The sequence below is a fragment of the Halocynthiibacter sp. C4 genome (genome assembly GCF_028823805.1).
GTDB classification, from domain to species: Bacteria; Pseudomonadota; Alphaproteobacteria; order Rhodobacterales; family Rhodobacteraceae; genus Falsihalocynthiibacter; species Falsihalocynthiibacter halioticoli.
Genome location: NZ_JAPEIE010000001.1, coordinates 774,801 through 797,674, shown reverse-complemented (window position 1 = coordinate 797,674; position 22,874 = coordinate 774,801). Strand labels below are relative to the sequence as shown.

At 53.8% G+C, this 22,874-nt stretch carries 20 protein-coding genes; 12 read left to right on the top strand and 8 right to left on the bottom strand.

From position 1 onward, the window contains the following. Nucleotides 1-7 precede the first annotated feature (7 nt). The 6 genes from OU789_RS03930 to OU789_RS03905 all read left to right on the top strand — a co-directional run bounded on the left by OU789_RS03930 (nucleotide 8) and on the right by OU789_RS03905 (nucleotide 7,950). A complete protein-coding gene (locus tag OU789_RS03930; protein WP_274653497.1) occupies nucleotides 8-805 on the top strand; it encodes a TatD family hydrolase in 798 nt (265 codons plus the stop codon). Then, nucleotides 802-1,599: an MBL fold metallo-hydrolase gene (locus OU789_RS03925; protein ID WP_274653495.1), complete on the top strand. Its 798-nt coding sequence runs from the start codon at nucleotides 802-804 to the stop codon at nucleotides 1,597-1,599. Before OU789_RS03930 ends, OU789_RS03925 begins: the two co-directional genes overlap by 4 nt. Beyond that, entirely contained in the window at nucleotides 1,600-2,529 is a 930-nt protein-coding gene (locus OU789_RS03920) for an AEC family transporter (RefSeq protein ID WP_274653493.1), read from the top strand. 85 nt (nucleotides 2,530-2,614) lie between these two features. Then, on the top strand, nucleotides 2,615-3,619 hold the full coding sequence (locus OU789_RS03915) for a hypothetical protein (protein ID WP_274653491.1): 1,005 nt from the start codon (nucleotides 2,615-2,617) through the stop codon (nucleotides 3,617-3,619). An 82-nt stretch (nucleotides 3,620-3,701) separates the two neighbouring features. Then, nucleotides 3,702-4,991, top strand: a complete 1,290-nt coding sequence (locus tag OU789_RS03910; protein WP_274653489.1) for an O-acetylhomoserine aminocarboxypropyltransferase/cysteine synthase family protein — start codon at nucleotides 3,702-3,704, stop codon at nucleotides 4,989-4,991. A 142-nt stretch (nucleotides 4,992-5,133) separates the two neighbouring features. Beyond that, a complete protein-coding gene (locus OU789_RS03905) occupies nucleotides 5,134-7,950 on the top strand; it encodes a hypothetical protein (RefSeq protein ID WP_274653487.1) in 2,817 nt (938 codons plus the stop codon). Nucleotides 7,951-8,000: 50 nt separating this feature from the next. On the opposite strand, the gene hppD is transcribed toward OU789_RS03905, so the two are convergent. Continuing rightward, complete coding sequence (hppD, locus tag OU789_RS03900) at nucleotides 8,001-9,107, bottom strand: 4-hydroxyphenylpyruvate dioxygenase (protein ID WP_274653485.1); 1,107 nt, start codon at nucleotides 9,105-9,107, stop codon at nucleotides 8,001-8,003. Between the two features lie 116 nt (nucleotides 9,108-9,223). Here hppD and OU789_RS03895 point away from each other — a divergent pair, with 116 nt between their 5' ends. Next, nucleotides 9,224-9,697: an Lrp/AsnC family transcriptional regulator gene (locus tag OU789_RS03895; protein ID WP_274653483.1), complete on the top strand. Its 474-nt coding sequence runs from the start codon at nucleotides 9,224-9,226 to the stop codon at nucleotides 9,695-9,697. 111 nt (nucleotides 9,698-9,808) lie between these two features. After that, the gene (locus tag OU789_RS03890; protein WP_274653481.1) at nucleotides 9,809-11,677 is read left to right on the top strand and encodes a monovalent cation:proton antiporter-2 (CPA2) family protein; all 1,869 of its coding nucleotides are present in this window, start codon (nucleotides 9,809-9,811) and stop codon (nucleotides 11,675-11,677) included. On the opposite strand, the gene cobT is transcribed toward OU789_RS03890, so the two are convergent. Then, on the bottom strand, nucleotides 11,674-12,690 hold the full coding sequence (cobT, locus tag OU789_RS03885) for a nicotinate-nucleotide--dimethylbenzimidazole phosphoribosyltransferase (protein WP_274653479.1): 1,017 nt from the start codon (nucleotides 12,688-12,690) through the stop codon (nucleotides 11,674-11,676). The two genes, OU789_RS03890 and cobT, sit on opposite strands and share 4 nt — an antisense overlap. Before the next feature lie 81 nt (nucleotides 12,691-12,771). On the opposite strand from cobT, the gene cobS reads away from it, so the two are divergent. Continuing rightward, complete coding sequence (cobS, locus tag OU789_RS03880; protein ID WP_274653477.1) at nucleotides 12,772-13,545, top strand: adenosylcobinamide-GDP ribazoletransferase; 774 nt, start codon at nucleotides 12,772-12,774, stop codon at nucleotides 13,543-13,545. A 58-nt stretch (nucleotides 13,546-13,603) separates the two neighbouring features. On the opposite strand, the gene OU789_RS03875 is transcribed toward cobS, so the two are convergent. The 5 genes from OU789_RS03875 to OU789_RS03855 form a co-directional block, all read right to left on the bottom strand. Further along, complete coding sequence (locus OU789_RS03875; protein ID WP_263953758.1) at nucleotides 13,604-14,113, bottom strand: CarD family transcriptional regulator; 510 nt, start codon at nucleotides 14,111-14,113, stop codon at nucleotides 13,604-13,606. A gap of 308 nt (nucleotides 14,114-14,421) precedes the next feature. Further along, nucleotides 14,422-14,760, bottom strand: coding sequence for a ferredoxin FdxA (fdxA, locus tag OU789_RS03870; protein WP_263953759.1), 339 nt, complete (start codon nucleotides 14,758-14,760; stop codon nucleotides 14,422-14,424). Between the two features lie 32 nt (nucleotides 14,761-14,792). Continuing rightward, the gene (locus tag OU789_RS03865) at nucleotides 14,793-15,209 is read right to left on the bottom strand and encodes an RNA-binding S4 domain-containing protein (protein WP_274653474.1); all 417 of its coding nucleotides are present in this window, start codon (nucleotides 15,207-15,209) and stop codon (nucleotides 14,793-14,795) included. Between the two features lie 4 nt (nucleotides 15,210-15,213). Next, nucleotides 15,214-17,982, bottom strand: coding sequence for a helicase-related protein (locus OU789_RS03860; RefSeq protein WP_274653472.1), 2,769 nt, complete (start codon nucleotides 17,980-17,982; stop codon nucleotides 15,214-15,216). Between the two features lie 39 nt (nucleotides 17,983-18,021). Continuing rightward, on the bottom strand, nucleotides 18,022-18,528 hold the full coding sequence (locus tag OU789_RS03855; RefSeq protein WP_274653470.1) for a tetratricopeptide repeat protein: 507 nt from the start codon (nucleotides 18,526-18,528) through the stop codon (nucleotides 18,022-18,024). Between the two features lie 151 nt (nucleotides 18,529-18,679). On the opposite strand from OU789_RS03855, the gene OU789_RS03850 reads away from it, so the two are divergent. From OU789_RS03850 to OU789_RS03840, 3 genes are all read left to right on the top strand, one after another. Next, nucleotides 18,680-18,964 carry an SCP2 sterol-binding domain-containing protein gene (locus tag OU789_RS03850; protein ID WP_274653468.1) on the top strand — a complete coding sequence of 95 codons (285 nt, stop codon included), beginning with the start codon at nucleotides 18,680-18,682 and terminating at the stop codon, nucleotides 18,962-18,964. 3 nt (nucleotides 18,965-18,967) lie between these two features. Beyond that, entirely contained in the window at nucleotides 18,968-19,912 is a 945-nt protein-coding gene (locus tag OU789_RS03845; RefSeq protein WP_274653466.1) for an alpha/beta hydrolase, read from the top strand. Nucleotides 19,913-19,990: 78 nt separating this feature from the next. Then, complete coding sequence (locus OU789_RS03840) at nucleotides 19,991-21,829, top strand: M3 family oligoendopeptidase (protein ID WP_274653464.1); 1,839 nt, start codon at nucleotides 19,991-19,993, stop codon at nucleotides 21,827-21,829. A 58-nt stretch (nucleotides 21,830-21,887) separates the two neighbouring features. Here OU789_RS03840 and OU789_RS03835 read toward each other — a convergent pair whose 3' ends face one another. Continuing rightward, nucleotides 21,888-22,862 carry a Gfo/Idh/MocA family protein gene (locus tag OU789_RS03835; protein WP_274653462.1) on the bottom strand — a complete coding sequence of 325 codons (975 nt, stop codon included), beginning with the start codon at nucleotides 22,860-22,862 and terminating at the stop codon, nucleotides 21,888-21,890. Nucleotides 22,863-22,874 lie beyond the last annotated feature (12 nt).

Here is a 22,874-nt window from a genome sequence, read left to right as displayed (position 1 = left end):
ACACGACATGACGCCAAGGTTTACGGATAGCCATTGCCACCTCGATTTCCCTGATTTCGCTGAAGAATTGCCGCAAGTTGTAGAACGCGCCAAAGAAGCTGGCGTAACGCGCATGGTGTCAATCTGTACTCGTTTGCGCAACGCGGATCAGGTGCGCAACATTGCCGAGGCGTATAACCAAGTTTTCTGGGCAGGCGGGACGCACCCGATGAGTGCCGCCGAAGAGCCGATGGCAACAGTTGATGATCTTGTTGAATTGGCAAAGCACCCGAAATTTGTCGGCATTGGCGAAACTGGACTTGATTATCATTACACCGCCGAAAGCAAAGACGTGCAGCAAGAGAGCTTGCACATTCATATCGATGCAGCACGGGAAACGGGCCTGCCTCTAATCATCCACGCTCGCGCAGCCGATGAAGATATGGCGCGCATTTTGAGCGAAGAGTACGCAAACGGGTCCTATTCCTGTGTTATGCATTGCTTCTCTAGCTCGGCAGAGCTTGCCCGTGTGGCGATCGATCTTGGGTTTTATCTGTCCATGTCCGGCATTGCGACCTTCCCCCGCTCGAGCGAGTTGCGCGAGATATTCGCCGCGGCCCCCGTTGATCGTATCCTTGTCGAAACCGACGCCCCATATCTTGCCCCACCGCCACATCGCGGCAAACGAAACGAACCCGCCTATAGTGCGCTCACAGGCGCAGTTGGAGCGGAGGTATTCGGCTTGTCGGTTGAAGAGTTTGCCGCGCAAACCGAACAAAACTTCGAGCGGCTATTCACAAAAGCGGCGGAGTGGCGCGCGGCATGAGTTATCGCTTCACCATATTGGGCTGTGGCTCTTCTGGTGGTGTGCCACGCCTTGGCGGCAATTGGGGTGAATGCGATCCCGCCAACCCCAAAAACCGTCGTCAACGTTGCTCTATGCTGGTGGAACGTATCGGGCCGAACGGTATCACCCGTGCGCTGATCGACACCTCTCCTGACATGCGCGCGCAACTTCTTGCCGCAAACGTCGGAACGCTAGACGGCGTGGTGTTCACGCACCAACACGCCGATCACATGCACGGGCTTGATGACATCCGCCAGATCGTTTTCAACACCCGCATCCGCATGCCCGTTTGGGCAGATAGCGACACAACAGAGGCGCTTATCTCGCGGTTTGGCTATGCCTTCGTACAACCCAAAGGTAGCGATTACCCTCCGATTTGCGAACTCAACGCGATTGGCGATGATCCGTTTTCTGTTTCTGGCGCTGGCGGTGAAATCACGTTCCTGCCCCTTCCTGTCATACACGGACGGATTGATGCGCTTGGCTTCCGCATTGAAGATCTCGCATATATTCCCGATGTGTCCGACATGCCCGAACAAACGTGGGACCGGCTTCAAGGGCTTGAGTTATTCGTGCTAGACGCGTTGCGCCGCAAACCACATCCAAGCCATATCCATCTTGAAAAATCGCTTGAATGGATTGCGAAAGTGGCGCCGCAAAACGCGGTGCTCACGAACATGCACATCGATCTGGACTACGAGACTCTACGCAACGAACTGCCCGAACATATTGCACCCGCCTTTGACGGGATGGTGCTGTCTCTGGAGAGTTAGGTGCAAGCGGCGCTCCACGTCACCCTCCCCGTCTTCCTGATTATAGGAGCTGGGTATCTCGTTGTTTGGCGCAATCTTTTCTCCGACCGCGATGTCGACGCCCTGATGACCTTCACCCAGAAGTTCGCAATCCCTTGTTTGCTCTTCTCGGTAATTTCGACTTTGGATCTCGCCGCGACAATCAACTTTGGATTGCTGGCCAGTTTTTATACCGGCGCGACGGTTAGTTTTTTGGCCGGAATTTACGGAGCGCGCCTATTGTTTGTCCGCCCTTGGCAAGATTGCGTAGCTATCGGATTTTGCGGGCTGTTCTCCAATCTTGTGCTGCTCGGGCTGCCGATAACCGAGCGAGCCTTTGGGCCAGACTCATTAAGCGCCAACTATGCAATTATCGCGTTTCACTCCCCGTTTTGCTATGCGGTTGGCATTACAGTCATGGAATTTGTTCGCAACAAAAAGAGCGGTGTGATTTCAACGCTTGGTTCGGTTCTGAAAGCGATTTTCAGCAATGCCTTGGTCATCGGGATCATGCTCGGTCTCGCGACGAATCTGCTTGATATCCCTGTTCCGCGAATGGTCTATGAGGCAACCGATTTGATCGCGAGAGCCGCCCTTCCCGCCGCGTTGTTCGGCCTTGGCGGCGTTCTGTTTCGATATAAGCCCGAAGGTGATATGCGGGTTATTCTCTATGCGATTTCTCTATCTCTGGTCCTTCATCCGGCGATCACCTTCACGCTTGGGAACTGGTTCGAGCTACCAGACGCAAGCCTGCGTTCCGCTACATTGGCCGCAGCGATGGCACCGGGCGTTAACACCTATATCTTCGCCAACATGTACGGAGTTGCCAAACGGGTGGCAGCTTCGACGGTGCTGATTGCAACGGCAACATCGATCCTTACAATCGGCTTCTGGCTTTCTGTTTTGCCATAGCTGTATTTCCGCTGTTCGTTGGTCTAGCCAAACTCTATAATTCGCGAAAACAGCCCCAAACGGGCCAAGATCGGAAGCAGATTGAATGACAGGTCGCGCGCAACACAGCCAAGATTTCAACATCGTCATAATCGGCCAAAACGGTCGACTTGCTTACGAAGCGCTGCTGTTTGCGGCAAGTCTACGTGCCCATTCGCCAGCCTTTGTAGGCAGGCTGCTCGTCGCAGAACCTCAACCCGAAGCTAAATGGAGCGGCACAGACACACGCCTGCCACCGCATATCCGCGACGGGTTGGAAGAATACGGCGCAGAGATCATCCCCTTTGTGGCACACCATTTTGGGGCGGATTATCCCTATGGCAACAAAATCGAAGCTCTGCTTGCCATGCCCGAGGGTGAACCCTTCATATTTTTTGATACCGATACGCTCATCACGGGAGAGATCACCGATATCCCCTTCGACTTCGCCAAACCAAGCGCCTCCATGCAGCGCGAGGACACTTGGCCCAAGCAAGAGTTGTACGGCCCCGGATATACTCAAACCTGGAAGTCTCTCTATGACAAGTTCGGCCTTGATTTCGAGAGCTCGCTTGACCTTGCAAAACCGGATGAATTTTGGGAGCGCTACCTCTACTTCAATGCGGGATGGTTCTTTTATGAGTGCCCGCAACGATTTGGTGCCAAGTTTTTGGAATATGCGCTCGCCATACGGGACGACGCGCCAGAAGAGCTGATCTGCCAGCCGCTGGATCCTTGGCTGGACCAGGTTGCACTTCCTCTTGTCGTTCATGCTTTGGGCGGAGGCCGGGATACGATTCCGCATGGGCTGCTGGATGGCGAGGTATCGTGCCACTATCGATTGATGCCGCTTCTCTACGCAAGGGAAAGTGATCGCGTAGTTGATCTTCTGGAACAGGTCGCAGCACCAAACAAGCTTAAGAAGCGACTAAAGCAATATGACCCATTTAAGCGCATGATTTATCAGGGAAGAGGCCGTAAAGCACGAGCGCTTTTTGATCAGAATAGCCTCCCCAAACGCGAAGCAGCCATACGAAATGCGCTTAAGCGCAACGGCTTTTGGCTTCGATAGAAGAACTGCGCTGTGACAATAAAGCGTTGTTGCCGGTAGCGGGAATAGCTTAGGCTCTGGGCATTACAAACCGGAGGATATTATGAGCGACGCAAAACAGCTCGGCTTCAACACATTGCAAATTCACGCTGGCGCAACGCCGGACCCTACAACCGGCGCTCGCCAGACGCCCATTTACCAATCCACGGCTTATGCATTTCGCGATGCGGAACACGCTGCCAAACTGTTCAATCTTCAAGAAGTCGGGTTCATCTATTCTCGCCTGACCAACCCGACCGTTGCTGTACTTGCCGAACGCATCGCCACCCTAGAAGGCGGCGTTGGAGCGGTTTGCTGCTCTTCCGGACACGCGGCGCAAATCATGGCGCTTTTCCCGCTCATGGGTCCAGGCAAAAACGTTGTTGCCTCAACGCGCCTTTATGGCGGGACAATCACCCAATTCAGCCAAACCATTAAACGTTTCGGCTGGACCGCGAAGTTTGTTGATTTCGACGACGAGGCTGCGGTTGCGGATGCAATCGACGAGGATACACGTGCTGTCTTCTGCGAAAGTATCGCGAACCCTGGCGGTTACATCACTGACATTCCCGCAATCGCTAAAATCACAGATGCAAAAGGCCTTCCGCTGATTGTCGACAACACTTCGGCAACGCCATACCTCTGTAACCCAATCGAACTCGGCGCGACGTTGGTTGTTCATTCGACAACCAAATACCTCACAGGCAACGGTACGGTCACAGGCGGTTGCGTTGTCGACAGCGGCAAGTTCGACTGGTCTGCGAGCGATAAGTTTCCATCCCTCTCGCAACCGGAACCCGCCTATCACGGATTGGTCTTTCACGAAGCGCTTGGTCCAATGGCCTTCACCTTCCACTCCATCGCGATCGGCCTGCGTGATCTTGGTATGACTATGAACCCGCAAGGCGCACATTACACTTTGATGGGCATCGAAACGCTTTCACTTCGCATGGAACGTCATGTCGAGAACGCAATGGAACTGGCAAGCTGGCTTGAAAAAGACCCGCGTGTTGAGGCTGTGACCTACGCTGGTCTCCCCTCCTCGCCTTACAATGATCGGGTTGCAACGGTTTGTCCGAAGGGCGCCGGGGCGCTGTTCACAGTCGCGCTCAAAGGCGGTTATGACGCCTGCATCAAACTTGTGGACAATCTCGAGATATTCAGCCACGTCGCCAATCTCGGCGACACACGCAGCCTGATTATTCACTCGGCCTCGACAACGCACCGCCAATTGACCGAGGAGCAACAGATCAAAGCTGGCGCCTCTCCGAACGTGGTTCGGCTGTCAATTGGCATCGAAGATGTAAATGATTTGAAAGCAGACCTTGATCAGGCCCTCGCAAAGGCTCAATAATCAGAAAACAAAAACGAGTGGGCAATTGATTTGCCCATTCGATAACAGAAGCAGTAAAAGTAACGGCAATATACCGCCAGAGGCGCGTGTTTAATCGCCAATCAGGTGACCAGAACGCCAAAATATGCGATAGATCAGGACAATGAAATCCAGTTTTGCACTTCTATTCTCCCTCGACGGAATCCGACTTTTGTCGCGCGCATCCGGCGGTTGGCGGAGCGTAGGCGAAACAGATTTCGAGTCTGGCGATCTGAAGGATGCTCTCGCCTATCTTCGCGACAAAGCCGGTCGCCTTTCCGCAAATGGCGTAACCACCAAACTCGTTATTCCGAACGCTCAAATTCTTTACACAAGCGTCACCGCACCCGGTCCAGATGACGCCACCCGCGCCGAACAAATTCGCAGCTCTCTTGAGGGCATGACGCCCTATCCCGTGGACGAACTAACATTTGATTGGCGGGAGAACGGCGACCTCGTGCAGGTTGCTGCTGTCGCGAATGAAACGCTCGAAGAGGCTGAAGCTTTCGCGTGTGACCACCGTTTCAATCCACTGTCATTCGTCGCCATCCCTGAAGAGGGCACATTCAAAGGCGAACCGTTCTTCGGTCCATCCAAATATTCTGAAGCAATCCTTGATGACGGTGACATCGTAGAGCCAGACTCCGAAGCCATCAAAATATTGGACAAAGGGACAGAACAGAACTTCTGGGCCGATGTGGATGAAACAGAGGAACCCCCTCTCGTTGATCCAGACACAGCTGAGATAGACGTAGAGGAAGCTGCTGATGACGATGAATCGACGTTGGACGAAGTCCCAGCAAGCGCAGAGGCGCAAGACCAGCCCGAAGATGAAGCACCTTTAGAGAGTGAGGAAATAAGCACCTTCGATGAACTGGAAGACTCTCAGTCCGAAGACCTTATTGATGAAGTAGCAGATGAGGAAGAGGAAGAGTGCCCCTCAACTAACCTCACTAAAGCGGAAATCGACCTTGAGCAATTCATTTCAGAGCGCGGCAAATCATCAAACGCTGCGCCCGAGGTTGTCGTTCCGCCGTTACCACCAGAGTTTGCAAACGCAAAAGGAACAACTGCGCTCCCCGATGACCTCGCAGAAGTTGCTGCCAAGCAGGATGAAGCAAAAGACTCGCCGTTTAAATCGGTGCGCAACAACGCTCCAAGTCTTGGGCCGGCTCAACGCCCAACAGAATTGGGAGCGCCACCGAAAGAACTTCGACATATCATAGAAGACACGCAGAAACCTGCGGAGCCCGAAAAGCCCGAAGGAAAAGAGCCTAAGAAGTCCTCAGAAGACAGCTCGGGCAAGAAATTCGCCACATTGGCTTCGGCGGTTCACTTCGGCAAAAAGTGGCAGGCACAAGAAGATGCCCCAGCGCCCGACACAGAAGCGGAAACCAGCTCTTCCAATGAAGATATCGGTGCTAAATCTCTAGATGACGCTGATTTAGAGCCGCCAGTTAGTGTCCTAAAGCCCACGATCGTTGTAAGCGAGACCGGCACACATACAGAAAGCGAAAGTGAAGCAGTTGGCGGAACGGATACTGCCCTCCCAGACACTGCGGCTCTTGCGAAGAGCCTTGGCGGACACGCCGATGAGCAAGAGATAACGGAACACGAAGCACAAAGCGCCAATAGCGAGCCAAACAAAAAGCGTCCCCCTGCATTGCTGTGGGGGCTTGTGGCCGCTTCTGCTCTCATCGCGGCTGGCGCTTTGTGGTTGAACCGAGGCGACGAGATAGCCGCAAGCGATGTTGCGCCCGAAGGCCTGAGCGAGTTCAACCAAGACTTGACGCCACCTACAGATACAGCAGTGCTCGAACTTGACGGCGCAACAGTTGCGACAGAAGGCGAAACACGCCCAACTGTTGAGTCTCAAGTTGCGCAACCCGCAACAGAAACGGCGGGTGCAGATACAGCGCCTAACACACCTCAAACAGAGAGCACCTCTGTTGCCGATATTGAAGTTGCGACCGAAGAGCCGACACTCGCCCAACCTCTCTCACTAAGCGAAGCGCAAGAAGCCTATGCGTCGAGCGGGATTTGGCAACGCGCCGTAAACGATATTCAGCTTCCGGCGAATAACTCCTTTGACAGTTTTTACGAGCCCTCTCTGGATCCAGAGTTTACCGCTCTGGATGCCGTGGCCCTTCCTTCCCCGCTAGAGACAGACGATCTTCCGCTACCGCCACTGCCAAGTCCGGCCCCAGCAGGGACGACTTTTGTGCTGGACGAAAACGGATTAGTCACACCAAGCAGCGAAGGCACAATCAACCCAGACGGAATTTTGGTCATCTCGGGCCCTCCAAGCAAACGCGCCGCGTTACGCCCTGCGGATGCGCCTCAATCGGTTGTCGCGGAAACTGCGCAACCTGATTTGCCAAGACGCCGCCCTCCCTCGCGTCCAAGCGATTTGGCGGAACTGTTTGAAAAATCACAATACGGTGGCCGAACATTGAGCCAACTGGCGGCGCTAAAGCCTGTTGCACGCCCTGAGTCAGAGCAAATCGCAGCAGCAATAGCCAGCGCATCCACAGCGGTATCTACTTCACCACTCGCTGTGGCAACCTCACCCGCTCCACTTAGTCGTCCGAAAGATTTTGCGGCATTGGTCGAGAAAGCCAAAGCGGACCCTGAAAATATCGCACAACAACAGCGGGTTGCCGTTCAAACGCAGAGCGCTCCTGTCATTCCGACACGCGCGAACGTAGCCAAAGCAGCAACCCAGAAAAAGGCGATCAATACGCGTAAAGTTGCGCTTATCGGGGTCTTTGGAACCACGAGCAAACGCACTGCTCTAGTGCGCCTTCCGACAGGAAAATACGTGAATGTAGAGATCGGGGATCGCGTGGATGGCGGCAAGGTTGCCGCAATCGGCGCGGACGAACTACGTTATGTTAAAGGCGGACGTAATATTATTCTTAGAATGCCGCCGCGCGGATAAACACGATGCCTCTCGCGCGACGGCTGCCGTTGCCGGCTTATTGATGTGGCCTATTCGGCGGCCACATCCCCTCCCAACTCGCCGTTATCAATCTGCTCTTGTTCGATGGATTCAAACAGCGCTTTGAAGTTTCCTTCGCCGAAACCATCATCCCCTTTACGCTGAATAAATTCAAAGAAGATCGGGCCGATAACGGTTTTCGAGAAAATCTGCAGCAAGATCTTGGTTTCTCCGCCGTCCACGACGCCCTCGCCATCAATCAGGATGCCGTGTTTTTTCATCCGTTCGATCGGTTCATCGTGGCCAACTACACGCTCTTTGGAGAGCTTATAATAGGTATCTGGCGGGCCCGGCATGAATTTTAGGCCGTTTTCAGCAATCTGATCAGTCGCGGCATAGATATCCTCGCTCCCTACCGCGATATGCTGAATGCCTTCGCCGTTGTAGCGCTTGAGGTAAGCGACAATCTGGCCGGTCTCTCCGCGATCTTCGTTGATTGGAATACGGATGCGGCCACATGGCGAGGTCAGCGCACGGCTCAAGAGACCTGTATATTTCCCTTCAATGTCAAAGAACCGGATCTGCTTGAACCCGAAAATGTTACCGTAGAAGTCAAACCAGACATCCATATTGCCCTTGTGGACATTGTGAGTCAGGTGATCGAGATAATAGAAACCGACGCCTTCAACAGGTTCGGTCTTGTGGAAATCAAACTCCTCATAAGCCGAGCCATATGGGCCATATGCATCAATGAAATAGATCAGGGAACCGCCGATTCCGACAATCGCAGGCACATCCAGCGCCTTTGTTGGACCATCAAACGGCGTCGCACCCTTTGAAACGGCATGCGCGAACGCTTTGTCCGCATCGACAACGCGCCATCCCATTGAGGCCGCACAGGGGCCATGCTCTTTGACAAACTCCATCGCCATGCTTCCGGGCTCGGCGTTGATGATGTAGGTGATATCGCCCTGTTGCCAAAGTTCGATTGCTTTTTCTTTGTGGGTCGCGGTGTGTTCGTAGCCCATGCGCTTAAAAAGATCTCGAAGCTCTTGCGGGTTCTCGTGAGCGAACTCAACGAATTCGAATCCGTCCGTACCTGCTGGGTTTTCTTCGGTAATGCCTTGGCGTGGGGAATTGTGGGGGAATGGTCCCATGTTTGGTATCTCCTGTTCGCGTTGACTATTTATATCGCGCCAAAGATGCGTGCTGTACGCGTATTTGAGGCTAAACACCGTTGAAATGCACAATACTTGCACATAAGATTATTCTTATGCAAAAATCGCGCCCCGAACTCGACAGAATTGACCGTGATCTCCTCGCCGCACTTCAGCACGACGCGCGACTGACTGCACAGGAACTGGGTGAAAAACTCGGGCTTAGCAGCAGTCAGGTCGGCCGACGTCGCCAGCGGCTTGAAAACGAAGGGATCATCGACCACTACAGCGCGCGGCTTAACCCGAATGCGCTTGGTTTGACCGTGCAGGCCTTTGTTGAGGTCACAATGGCCAATCACGGGGCCCAAAACGCATCGGAATTTATGCGGCTTATTGGAACACGACCAGAGGTAACATCTGCGTGGACGATGACTGGTGCCGCCGACTATATGCTACGTTGTTATTGTGAAGATCTCGCTGCTCTAAACAGGCTCATTCAGGACGTACTGCTTCCACACCCATCAATCGCGCGAGTTCAAAGCCAGATTGTAATGGATCAGTTCAAGACGGACGCGCCGCTTCCTCTTTAACGCCCCGAGAAGCCAAACTCACGTTTCACAAATTCGGCAGCAACGAAAATCCCCCTTCCCTGTCAGCGAACAACCTGAAACAATATAGTTTTTAAAGAACAGCGAATACTTATGAGCAGCTTTCTATTTCAAGCCACGATCTATCTTGGTGCGGCCGTCATAGCCGTACCCGTTGCCATGCGACTCGGGCTTGGGTCTGTTCTTGGGTATTTGTTTGCAGGGATTGTGATCGGGCCACTGCTCGGACTGGTCGGATCGGAAACGCAAAGCCTTCAGCACTTCGCTGAATTCGGCGTTGTGATGATGCTGTTCCTGATTGGCCTTGAACTTGAGCCCCGCAAGCTCTGGGAGATGCGGCACAGGTTGATTGGCCTCGGTGGATTACAAATCACACTGACCGCCGCCGCCGTTACCGGCGCGACTTATGCGCTTGGGTTTGACTGGCCGATTGCGCTCGCGGTTGGTTTAACGATGTCGCTTTCCTCAACGGCCATTGTGTTGCAAACACTGAATGAAAAGAGGCTCATGTCATCTAGCGGTGGACGAAGTAGCTTTTCGGTTCTACTCACGCAAGATATCGCCGTCATCCCTATTCTGGCATTCCTGCCCCTACTGGCGCTCAGCGGCATTCACAACGAAACTGCAGGTGGCCACGGCGCAGAGGCCCAAGACGCTGGCCCGTTCGCGCAAGTACTGAACTGGTTTCAAGCTCTTCCCCCGCTCGCGACAACCTCGCTTACAATACTCGCAGTTGTCTTGATTATCCTTGGTGGGATTTACTTAACACGACCACTATTCCGCTATATTCATGGCTCGCATCTACCAGAGATGTACACGGCACTTTCACTGCTGATTGTGATCGCCATTGCCTGCATTATGCTTGTAGTTGGTCTTTCGCCAGCGCTTGGCGCTTTCCTTGCAGGCGTGGTTCTGGCCAACTCAGAATTCCGCCACCAACTCGAGAGCGATATCGAACCGTTTAAAGGGCTTTTGCTAGGCCTGTTTTTCATCACGGTTGGGGCTGGGATCAACTTTGGCGTATTGTTCGGTGCGCCGCTGCAAATCCTCTCATTCACCCTCGCAATTATTCTGATCAAAGGCAGCATTCTCTTTGTAATCGGATACATCTTCCGCCTGCGTGGGCGTGATCTTTGGCTCTTCACGCTCGGCTTGGCCCAAGCCGGTGAATTCGGGTTTGTAATAGCGAGCTTTGCAATCCAGCGTAATGTTTTGCCGACGGACCTAACAGAGCAACTTTTGCTCGTGATTGCTCTGTCGATGCTCGCGACACCGCTTTTGTTCCTCCTCTATGAGGCGATCTCCAAACGACACAAAGATTCACCCGCCGCACAGCAGGAAGCGGACGAAATCGACGAGCAACACCCGATTATTATCGCTGGTATTGGCCGCTTCGGGCAGGTGGTCACGCGCCTCGTTCAATCCGCCGGGTACAAAACCACAGTCCTTGACCACAATCTTTCGACCGTAGAAGTGATGCGGAAGTTCGGCTTCAAAGGTTTTTTCGGCGATCCAACGCGTCCGGAAATCCTGCATGCGGCAGGGCTCGATACGGCTCGGGTTCTTGTTGTGGCACTTGATGATCGAGACGCGGCACTTCAGCTGGTGAAATTTGCGCGCAAGCAGCGGCCTGACCTTCATATCATCGCCCGCGCTTATGACCGCGGCGAAGTCTATCGGCTTTATGCGGCTGGCGCGAATGACATTGTTCGGGAAGTCTTTGACAGCAGCCTGCGCGCTGGCCGATATGTATTGGAGAATATCGGATTTACCGAATACGAAGCGGCCGAGGCAGAGCAAGCCTTCTACAAATACGACCGCACAAGCATCCGCGAGCTTGCCGCCCTATTTGATCCCAATATTCCATCCTCTGAGAACAAGCCCTATATCGAGCGCTCCAAAGAGCTCGCCAAAGACTTCGAGGCAGAACTTCTAGCATCCCGTGAAAAGGGCGGGTCCTAACCCGCAGCCACGCCAGCTTCCGCAAAGGTCATCATCCCGCTGTGACACGCCACAGCGCCTTTAAGAACGCCTATTGCCAGAGCGGCACCTGATCCTTCGCCGAGGCGCATTCCAACCGAGATCAGGGGCTGCTTACCGAGATTCTTAAGAACCTGACCATGAGCACCCTCCGCAGACAAATGCCCCGCGACGGCATGATCCAATGCGCCTGATACTGCATGCTCAAGCGTCGCTGCCGCTGCACAACAGATGAACCCGTCTAGAATAACAGGAATCCCCTCCACACGCGCCCGTGCGATCGCGCCTGCCATTCCCGCAAGCTCTCTCCCGCCTAGACACCGAAGAGCCTCAAGCGAGTCCTGAGCTGCCTTTGGATGTCGTTGCAGCCCCTCTGCAACGACCTCTGTTTTTGCAGTTAGAGCCGCATCATCAACACCAGTGCCGCGACCTGTCCAATCAGCAGCCTCTCCGCCAAACAGCGCAGCGGCGATCGCCGAAGCAGATGTCGTGTTACCAATTCCCATCTCGCCAGTCACAAGCAAGTCCGCTTCCGAGTTTACCGCATCCCAGCCTGCAACCAATGCCTCGATCAATTCTGCCTCGCTCATTGCGGGCGCTTTGGTGAAGTCTTCGGTTGGGCGATCAAGCTCCAGCGCGCAAACATCCATAGAAGCTCCGAACGCCTTTGAAAGCTGATTGATTGCCGCGCCACCATGTTCAAAGTTCGCAACCATTTGCACAGTTACTTCCGGTGGAAAGGCAGAAACACCACGCGCGGCAACGCCGTGATTTCCCGCAAAAATGATAACTTGCGGGTTGGTAATTTCGGGCTTTGGCGTTCCGCGCCAACCCGCGTACCAAATCGCCAAATCTTCAAGCCGACCCAATGCGCCCTGCGGCTTCGTCAACTGCGCGTTACGCTCTTCCGCACCTGCAATTGCCGCCTCATCCGGTCCTGCCGCATTTTGGAGTAGTGATTTAAACTCGGAGATCGAAGAGAAAGCAGCGGTCATTTTTTATCCTATTATTGCAGGCGGTCTTCACAGTGTTTACGCTTTGCCCAAAAGATGGAATGCGACAGAAAGGACAGATCAATGTCTCTCGGCGACAAGCACATCATACAAGGCAACGATATCCTGTTTGCTCTAGGGTTCTTAAGCCGCCTCCCCGTTCAGGTAAACACAGAAGCCGCACAAGAACGCGGCGCTGCGGCAGCTTGGGCCTATCCCGTTGCTGGTGCCGTGATCGGGTTTATTGCTGTCCTTGCTGGCGCTCTGGCTGGATTGCTCGCACTTCCGGAATATGCGGTTTCTGCTGTGATCCTCGCAACGCTGATGATGTTATCTGGCGCACTTCACGAAGATGGGCTTGCCGATACGTTCGACGGGCTGTGGGGGGCTTATGACGCAGAGAACCGCCTTTTGATAATGAAAGACAGCCGCGTTGGCACGTATGGGGTTCTGGCGCTCGGGCTGTCGCTAATTACCAAGTTTGCCTTGATCCATGCGCTTGTTTCAAGCGGCGCCGCACTCGCGATTGTTGGCGCCGCTGCACTTAGCCGCGCACCGATGGTCATGATCATGTCTGCCATTCCAAATGCACGCCGCGATGGCATTTCAAGAAACGTTGGTCGGCCGCAAACCGAAACTGCTCTGCTTGCAATAATCGCAGGCATTTCGATTTCATTCCTATTTTCCGGACCGCTCGCTATGCTTCATGGTGTTGTGCTCATAACCTGCGCTTCCGCAGTTCTGGCCTATGTCGCACAGCAGAAGATTGGCGGGCAAACCGGAGATATCCTAGGCGCTTCTCAGCAGATATCCGAGGTCATCCTACTTGCAACCTGCGTCACCGCATTTGCCGTTTAGGCACAAAAAAACGCGCCCACGATATAAGGGGCGCGTTCCAGTTCAGTAGAAAGCTGTCTTAGGCCGCGCGCGACATCAGATAATCGCCGATCTCTTTTTGCGCGCTCTCTTCTCCATCACCAGCAACAGCAGCAACTTCGCGTGTCAAACGCTCAAGAGCGGCTTCATAAAGCTGACGCTCGGAATAGCTCTGCTCGCGCTGATCGTCTGTGCGGTGAAGGTCACGAACAACCTCTGCAATCGCAATCAGGTCACCGGAGTTGATTTTTTGCTCATACTCCTGCGCACGACGAGACCACATGGCGCGTTTAACTTTGGCCTTGCCCTTTAGGGTCGTCATGGCGCGAGAAACGATATCCGGCGAACTAAGCGCCCGCATACCGACTTCGGTTGCCTTATGCGTTGGAACGCGCAATGTCATTTTGTCTTTCTCAAATGAGATCACAAAAAGCTCAAGCTGGATTCCGGCAATTTCTTGTTCTTCGATGTTGACAATCTGCCCGACACCGTGGGCAGGGTAGACAACATATTCGTTAGGGCGAAAGTCAAGTTTCTTCGATTTGCTCATGCAGCGAACTTCCTTACTTGGCGTTTGGGCATCCAACCCGATATCTCAGCGACAAAAAATTCCACCGGAGCAAGCACTCCGCTGAACCTCGTATCTCTAAGAAGAAAAAGGCCCGAACACTTGCGTGCTGGGCGGGCGACTTCGGGACACCATCAATATATACCCTACTATTATACCAGAAAATGCAGGTGCAGAAAAGTGGCCCGATTCATACCGGAGCATTCAATGAAAACCATTGAATAACAACGCGCTACCCGCAGCAACGCAAGTCGCCTTCTCCGAATGTCACGCCCAAAGTCGAATCAGGCTTAACTGCCTTCGCCCGGCTTCTCGGAGAAGTATTTCTCAAGCTTACCCTCTTCGCCGTCACGCTCTTCGGCTTCAGGAAGCTGATCTTTCTTGGCAATGATAACTGGCCAGAGTTCCGCGTATTTACGGTTGAACTCAACCCATTGCTCGGTGTCAGGCTCGGTATCAGGGCGAATGGCGTCCGCAGGGCATTCCGGCTCGCACACACCACAATCAATACACTCATCCGGATGGATGACGAGCATATTCTCTCCCTCATAGAAGCAATCTACAGGGCAGACTTCGACACAGTCAGTATATTTGCAGGCGATGCAGGCGTCATTGACGATATAGGTCATGCGAACACTCGTTTTCTTGTTTCGGCCCTTTGCTATTCCAGTGCGCGTGATCTTTCAAGCATTTGGCGGCGGGAAAGGATGCTTTTGCGACGTTCCTTTTTGGTTGGTCGCCCTTTTCCTTCAAATTTTGGCGCGGCTGGAACAGTTTTCTCGCTATGGGCAGGGGATTTTTCCTGAACAGGTGTTAAATCTTCGTACAGAGCCTGTGCTTCTGGCGCAGGGCCGCGCCGCTCCGAAAGTGCGGCGATGCGAACAACCCGAATACGTTTAGCCTGAGGGAAGGTTAATGTGTCTCCCACGCTAACGGCATGGGAAGCTTTCGAAATTTTCTGGCCATCCACGCGAAGATGGCCGCCCGTCACAACTTTGGTAGCGAGGCTGCGGGTTTTGAAAAACCGCGCGTGCCAAAGCCACTTGTCGATGCGAAGTTTGGGCGGCGCATCATTCATATGGTTACTTCTGATCCTTTAGCCCCATGAGAGCCGCAGCAAAGGGGTTATCCGGATCAATGGCTTTTTCTTTCTTGGGGGGGCGAGCCTGGAAGCTCTTGGCTCCTTGTGGTTTGCCACCTTTCTTACCACCGGGTTTGCCACGTTTTCCACTTGGCTTGCCGCGCGGCTTATCACCATCGCGCTGAGGACGACGGTTGTTGCGTGCCTTAGGGGCCCAGGTAAATGTATAGAAAACCTCAAGCTCCGCCTCTTCAGAAGCCGTATCTTTTTGAGCTTCGGCATTCGCTGGTACATCTGCAGCAGCGTCGCCTTCCGGCGCAGCTTCTTCCGCTTTTGCCTCTTCAGCGGCTGGCGCATCTTCGGCTTTCGGCTCAGCAACTTGCGGCGCGGCCTTAACCTTTTCCCGCTCTCCTTTTTCAGCCTTATATCCAAGACCAGTCAAAAGAGCCGCGAATTGTTCCAGCGTCATACCCGTAATAGAGAGCATATCAGGCGTTGCCTCAAACCCGCCGCGGCTATCTTCTGTGCGAAGCAGATCGGCAAGGCGTTCGAGCATATCAATACGGATCGCGCGCTCTCCGGCGTTGCGGTAACCAGACATCGAATCCGTCCCTTCAGGGGCAGATGTGTCGACCGGAATTGTCACCAAACCGGGGGGCGGGCTTTCTGGGAACTCGCCCAGACCTTTAGAAAGGGACCAAAGCACCAGACGCAGCCGCGTTGGCGCGGGCTTAAGGAGCAAAGGCATAAAGATAGTAAACTGACCAAAACGTACCCCATGTTTACGCAATGCGCCGCGGGCATCTTGATCGAGGTCTTTAACTTCGCCAGCGATCTGCTCGCGTGGAATGATGCCAAGGTTCTCTACAAGGCGGAACGCAAATCCGCGCGCAAGCCCCGTGAGCGTTTCATCCTTGCTCATAGCGAGCAGCGGTTCATACAGCGTTGCAACTTTACGGTCGATGAAATGCTGAAGACGGCGCGTTACTTTTTGAGCTACGTCCGGGCCAGCCTCTTCGTCAACAAAAGCCTCGACCTGTGGTTTGAGCGGGTCAGAACCGGCAACTAGCTTGCCAAGCGCATGCTCACCCCACATCAAGCCGCCTTGCTCGGTGAAGTCGATCTCTGTGTCGGGTGCGTTATAAAAGCGGTCAGCGCGCAGATGGAATTCCGGCGCAAGGGCTTGCAAGCTTGCGGCACGCAGCGTTTTCGCCTCGTCCGGTGTAGAGCTCTTGTCCTGACTGAATCGAAAGCCCTCGAGCTTTCCTACAAATTGCCCCTCAACGAGCACTTCACCCTTGTCGTTCACTTCGGCCACAAGGCCCTCCTTCTGCTTCAACCGCCGCAACAATACACTTGTACGCCGGTCAACAAATCTTTGCGTAAGCGCTCCGTGAAGCGCATCTGATAGTCGGTCTTCTACAGCGCGCGTCACCCCGCGCCAATGGCTTTCGTCATCCAGCCAGCCTTTTCGCTGAGCAACATAAGTCCAAGTGCGGATATAGGCCAATCTTTTTGACAAAGTGTCAATGTCGCCATCCGTTCGGTCAATTCTCTTAACCTGCCGTGCAAGCCAATCATCTGGCACGCGGTTCACGTCCTGAAGGAAACCGAAGATCTTTTCCAGCAGCCCGCTATGCTCGCCATGGCTGATACCACGGAAATCCGGTATTCGGCACACATCCCAAAGCCTACGCACGTCATTTGCATTGCGAATTTGGTCGCGTACATGCGGTAACGCGGTAAGCGTTTTCAGCACACCGAGGTCATCGGCCTCTCTTGCCTTTATCAATCGCTCATCCGTTGGTGCGGCTTCAAGGCTTCGGATCAAGGCTTCAGCGGTACCGAACTCAAGGCGGTCATTGCGCCAGTTGAGCTTTTTGATCGGGGCGAACTGGTGATTCATGATCGCATTGGCCAGCCCTTCATCCAGCGGCGCGGCCTCACCCGTCACGCCAAAGCTGCCATGGCTCATGTGGCGCCCTGCCCTGCCCGCAATTTGGGCCAACTCGTTCGGCATGAGCGGACGCATCCGACGGCCATCGAATTTCTCGGTGGCAGAAAAGGCCACATGGTTCACATCAAGGTTTAGCCCCATGCCGATCGCGTCAGTCGCCACAAGGAAATCCACATCCCCGTTCTGATACATCTCGACCTGCGCGTTGCGGGTACGCGGGCTAAGTGCGCCCATCACAACCGCTGCACCGCCCTTCTGTCGGCGCAAAAGCTCGGCAATCGCATAGAGATTATCCACCGAAAAGCCAACGATCGCAGAGCGCGCGGGCATCCGGCTTATCTTCTTGCTGCCTGCATATGTAAGCTCTGAAAGCCGTTCGCGGCGAATAAACTCAACCGGATTGAGCAAATCAGCAATCACACCCCGCATTGTATCCGCACCCATGAAGAGTGTTTCGTGCAGGCCACGTGCGTTCAGCAATCTATCGGTAAAGACATGCCCGCGCTCTGGGTCTGCACATAGCTGTATTTCGTCAACAGCCAGAAAATCACACCCCATTCCTGGCGGCATGGCCTCGACCGTACACACCCAATATTGCGCGCGCGGCGGAACGATGCGCTCTTCGCCCGTAACCAACGCCACCACCGAAGGCCCGCGAAGAGCAACGATCTTGTCATAGACCTCGCGCGCCAAAAGCCGCAACGGCAGGCCAATAATACCTGTGCGATGCGCCAACATACGCTCGATTGCATAGTGGGTTTTGCCCGTATTGGTCGGGCCCAAGATCGCTTTGATCCGAGGCGAATTCGCCATATCAATCCGCCTTCAACTCATCACAGCCGGACAGCCGCTTTATAGAGAACTGCCACTGACTGCCTTTTCCAGACGCGCGATCGCATCGCTAACGCCAAACAGGTTCGGATGCAATATGGACACTTGGCGAAAGACCTCAAGAGCTTGTTCCGGCTTTCCGGTTTCTTCAAGGATACGGCCAAGGCCAAGCATGGCCCCGTAATGGCGCGGCTGTAGCGTTAGGGTCTGGCCGATATCAAACATCGAAGGACCGTAGAGCCCTGCATGGAAATAAGCCGTCGCCCGGCCGTTCCAACCTTCGGCAAACGATGGCGCATGGTCGATCACGGCTGTGAAATGGCCAATCGCCGAGTTCAGGTCGCCTTCTCTTAATGCCGTCATACCCCGCATCAACAGCATGTTCATTGCGTCCGAGCCGGAATCAAAAAACAACTTCTGGATTTCTTCTTCGGTTTCGCGCCACTCGAGGTTTTGGGGGTCTGCTAACTCCTCGAACAAACGGTCAAGTTGCTCTTCTCTTGTGCCCTCTTGCGCAGTTAAAGGCACACCAGAGACGGCCGCGAAAAATATCGCAGAAAAAGTTACCGTAACGAAACGATTGAGAAAGGGGTTTAACACTCTCATAACACATGCAAGTGTAACCCAAAGGTGGGGAAATGCGACCCCCGTCACCTTCACGTTTCTTGGAGATAAGATAATGAGCGATATCATCACAAAAGCCGTTGAGGCCCTGAACGAAAAAATCCCGAGCTTTGACGGATCGGCAAAATTCATTGTTGAAGACGAAGGTTCGATCATGATCGACGGCGGCGGCGTGCGCGCGGGCGATGAAGACGCTGATGTAACACTCTCTGCAAGTGCCGAAGTATTCAAAGGTATCCTTGACGGAAGCCAGAACCCCACGACGGCGTTTATGATGGGCAAACTCAAAGTTGACGGCGACATGGGCCAAGCGATCAAGCTCGGCGCTGCTCTCGGCTAACCCATGAATAATGCTCCGCTTTTTGACGAAGTAATCGACGAGAGCGAAGCCGGAACGGCCAGTTGGGTAACAACTGAAGACAATATCCGCCTGCGGGTGTGTCACTGGAACAGCGACGCACCCAAAGGCACGATATTGGTGTTGCCCGGACGGGCAGAATTCATCGAAAAATATGTCCCCGTTGCGCATCGTTTAGCCAAAGCAGGCTATGCCGTTGCGTCGCTTGATTGGCGCGGCCAGGGCCTATCGGACAGGAGCACGCCAAAAGGGTCGGTGCTCGGCCATATCGATAGCTATGCGTCCTATCAAAATGATGTGAACGCGCTGCTTCAGTACACTGAGGCTCAGGAGCTCCCGAAACCATTTTTTGTTCTGGCGCATTCAATGGGCGGTATGATCGCGCTTCGGTCGCTTCATAACGGCTTCAAGCCTCGTGCCATCTGCTTTTCCGCGCCGATGTGGAAGGTCAAGGTCGCGACCTTGCTGCGCCCACTCGTTTGGCTGGTGGGAACGATTGCCGAACTGATTGGCAAAACCATGTTTCGGCTTCCTGGGACATCAACGCGGCATTACACGCTAAGCGCGCCTTTTGAAGACAACAAGCTCACGACGAACGCAGAGGTCTTTGCCTCCATCGCCAGAACGCTCAGAAAACATCCCGAGCTTGAGGTCGGTGGCCCCTCGCTTGGGTGGCTGCGTGCAAGCCAGCACGAAAGCACAATACTCACCAAGATTCCCACTCCAAACATACCTGCACTTATCCTTCTGGGCGGACGAGAACGGATCGTGGATATGGCCCCTGTTTTAAAAAGGGTTGCGCGGTGGCCAAACAGTAAGACCCATCAATTTGACGCCGCCGAGCATGAAGTCTTGATGGAAGTGCCAGAAATCGCCGATCAGGCCTTTGAGCGTGTCATCGAGTTCTTTGACAGTTTCAGCGAAGATTAGGAACAAATTCCGGCACATCTCTTGAATATGGCCACGCGCTCTGCCTATGTCTAAGCGAACAATTTTCGAGAGGTTTCCATGCAGTTTGAACTCCCCCGCCCCATTTTTGATGCCAACGCCAATTCCGGCGCGTCTCCGGAGGGCGAAGGGCTTGGCAATCTGCCCGAATGGGATTTGAACGATCTCTATACAGCAGAGGACGCGCCAGAACTTATCCGCGATATGGAATGGCTGGAAAAGGCCTGCGCCGACTTTGCCAGCACCTACGAAAGTAAACTCGCCGATCTCGACGCCGAAGGCATGTTGAAATGTGTACAAGATTACGAGGCGATTGATCTGATCGCGGGGCGCATCATGTCGTTTGCGGGTCTGCGGTATTACCAGATTACCACCGACGCTGGCCGCGCTAAATTCATGTCGGACTGTCAGGAAAAAGTAACCGTATTCACCACGCCGCTTGTTTTCTACAGCCTCGAGATCAACCGGATCGATGACGACAAGCTCGCGGAAATGTTCGCTGAGAATGCTGATCTTGCGCGCTACAAGCCGATATTTGACCGCCAACGCGCGATGAAACCCTATCAGCTTTCTGATGAGCTTGAGCGTTTCCTACACGACCAATCAACCGTCGGCGCTGCCGCATGGAATCGCCTGTTTGATGAGACGATTGCCGGACTTACCTTCGATATCGACGGCGAGGAACTGCCACTTGAAGCTGTTCTGAACATGCTCACAGATCAGGACCGCGCCAAGCGCGAAACAGCGAGCCATGCACTCGCAAAAGTCTTTGAAGAGAACATCAAGATCTTTTCCCGCGTTCACAACACGCTTGCGAAGGAAAAAGAAATTGAAGATCGCTGGCGCAAAATGCCAACGGCTCAAACGGGCCGCCACCTTTCTAACCATGTTGAGCCCGAAGTGGTCGAAGCGCTGCGCAACGCGGTTGTAGCCGCTTATCCTAAGCTGTCGCACCGTTATTACGCGCTCAAAGCCAAATGGCTTGGCCTCGAACAAATGGAAACATGGGATCGCAACGCCCCGCTTCCCAAGAAAGACGAAAAAACCGTTGCATGGGATGATGCCAAAGACATCGTTATGCAGGCATACAACGGGTTTGACCCGCGTATGGGCGAATTGGCCGAACCGTTCTTTAACAAAGGCTGGATCGACGCTGCTGTAAAACCGGGTAAAGCACCGGGCGCTTTTGCGCACCCGACGGTCACAAATGTGCACCCCTATGTGATGCTCAACTATCTCGGCAAACCGCGTGATGTGATGACCCTTGCGCATGAGCTTGGCCACGGCGTACATCAAGTATTGGCCGCGGAACAAGGCGAGTTGCTCGCCTCAACCCCGCTGACGCTGGCAGAGACAGCCTCTGTTTTCGGTGAAATGCTGACTTTCCAGCAGATGCTATCCGAGGCCAAAACCAAGGAAGAGCGCAAGATCCTGCTCGCTGGCAAGGTCGAAGACATGATCAACACGGTGGTCCGCCAGATCGCGTTCTATGACTTTGAGTGCAAACTCCACGAAGCGCGTCGCAATGGCGAACTCACGCCAGAGGACATTAACACTCTATGGATGTCAGTGCAGGCCGAAAGCCTTGGCCCCGTCTTCAACTTTGAGAAGGGCTACGAAACGTTTTGGGCCTATGTCCCGCATTTCGTGCACTCGCCCTTCTACGTCTACGCCTATGCTTTTGGCGATGGCCTCGTGAATGCGCTCTATGCTGTTTATGCCGAAGGTGGCGAGGGCTTCCAAGAAAAGTATTTCGACATGCTGCGCGCGGGCGGATCGAAACATCACTCAGAGCTTCTTGCGCCCTTCGGTCTTGATGCCTCGGATCCTAAATTCTGGGATAAGGGGCTGTCGATGATATCAGGTATGATCGACGAGCTTGAAGCGATGGAAGACTAATCCAAAACGAAACGCGGGCGGCAAGGAACACCGCCCGCGAATACCCTATAGTAGCGGCCTAGACGTCAGTGCTTTTTTGAAACACGTCATCCATGAGCAGCTGTGTTTTCTTTGCGTCTTCTAGCGACCACGGATAATCCGCGCCGGTCATTACCGATTTACAGAAGTTTTCAACCTGCAATGCATATTGCTCAACACCCGGATAGCGGATCACTTGCTCACCAGAGTCATTTGTAATGTGAAGCTGTGCTTCGGCGTAAACATTTGCGTTGAAAGGTGTTTTCACAATGAGCTTTCCTCGGTCGCCAAAGAAAACGACCTCCTGATGAGACGTCAAACGCATTGAAACCATTCCAGAGTATGTGAACCCGTCCATACGGGCAAAAATATTCGTAAAGACATCGACGTCGTTCTCTTTACGCATTCTTACATCCAGAACTTCTGCCGTCTTTGCTTCTGTCGCAAAGAGAGTTGATCCAAGAATGTAAACTCCGATATCTCGCAAGGCGCCGCCGCCATATTCAGGCAGGTTGCGGATGTTTTTAACGTCGGTTTCGTTGTTATAGCAGAAGTTTGCGCTGACGTGGCGAAGCTCCCCGATCGCGCCATTTGCAATCTGTTTGCGCGCCTCAATCCACTGTGGATGATGGGTGATCATAAAGGCTTCAGCGGCAAGCAGCCCTCTCTCATCGCGCAGGGCAATAAGATCGTCAAACTCGCCGGCCTCAAGCGCAAGAGGCTTTTCGCACAACACGTGTTTTCCTGCTTTGAGGGCCTTCTTTGACCACTCCACGTGGAGATTGTTTGGCAAAGGAATATAAACCGCGTCGATATCAGGCGCGTCAAGAAGCTCCTGATAATCGGTATAAACCGCCAGATTCGGGCAGAACTCCTGAAACGGAACCGCTTTAGCTTCTGAAGACGTGGCGAGCGCGGCAAACTCTGCGCCTTTTGCGCGGTGGATCGCCGGAGCCATGTGGTTGAGTGCGAAATTCGCGGCGCCAAGAACGCCGAAACGAATAGGTTTTGTCATAAGATAGCCTCC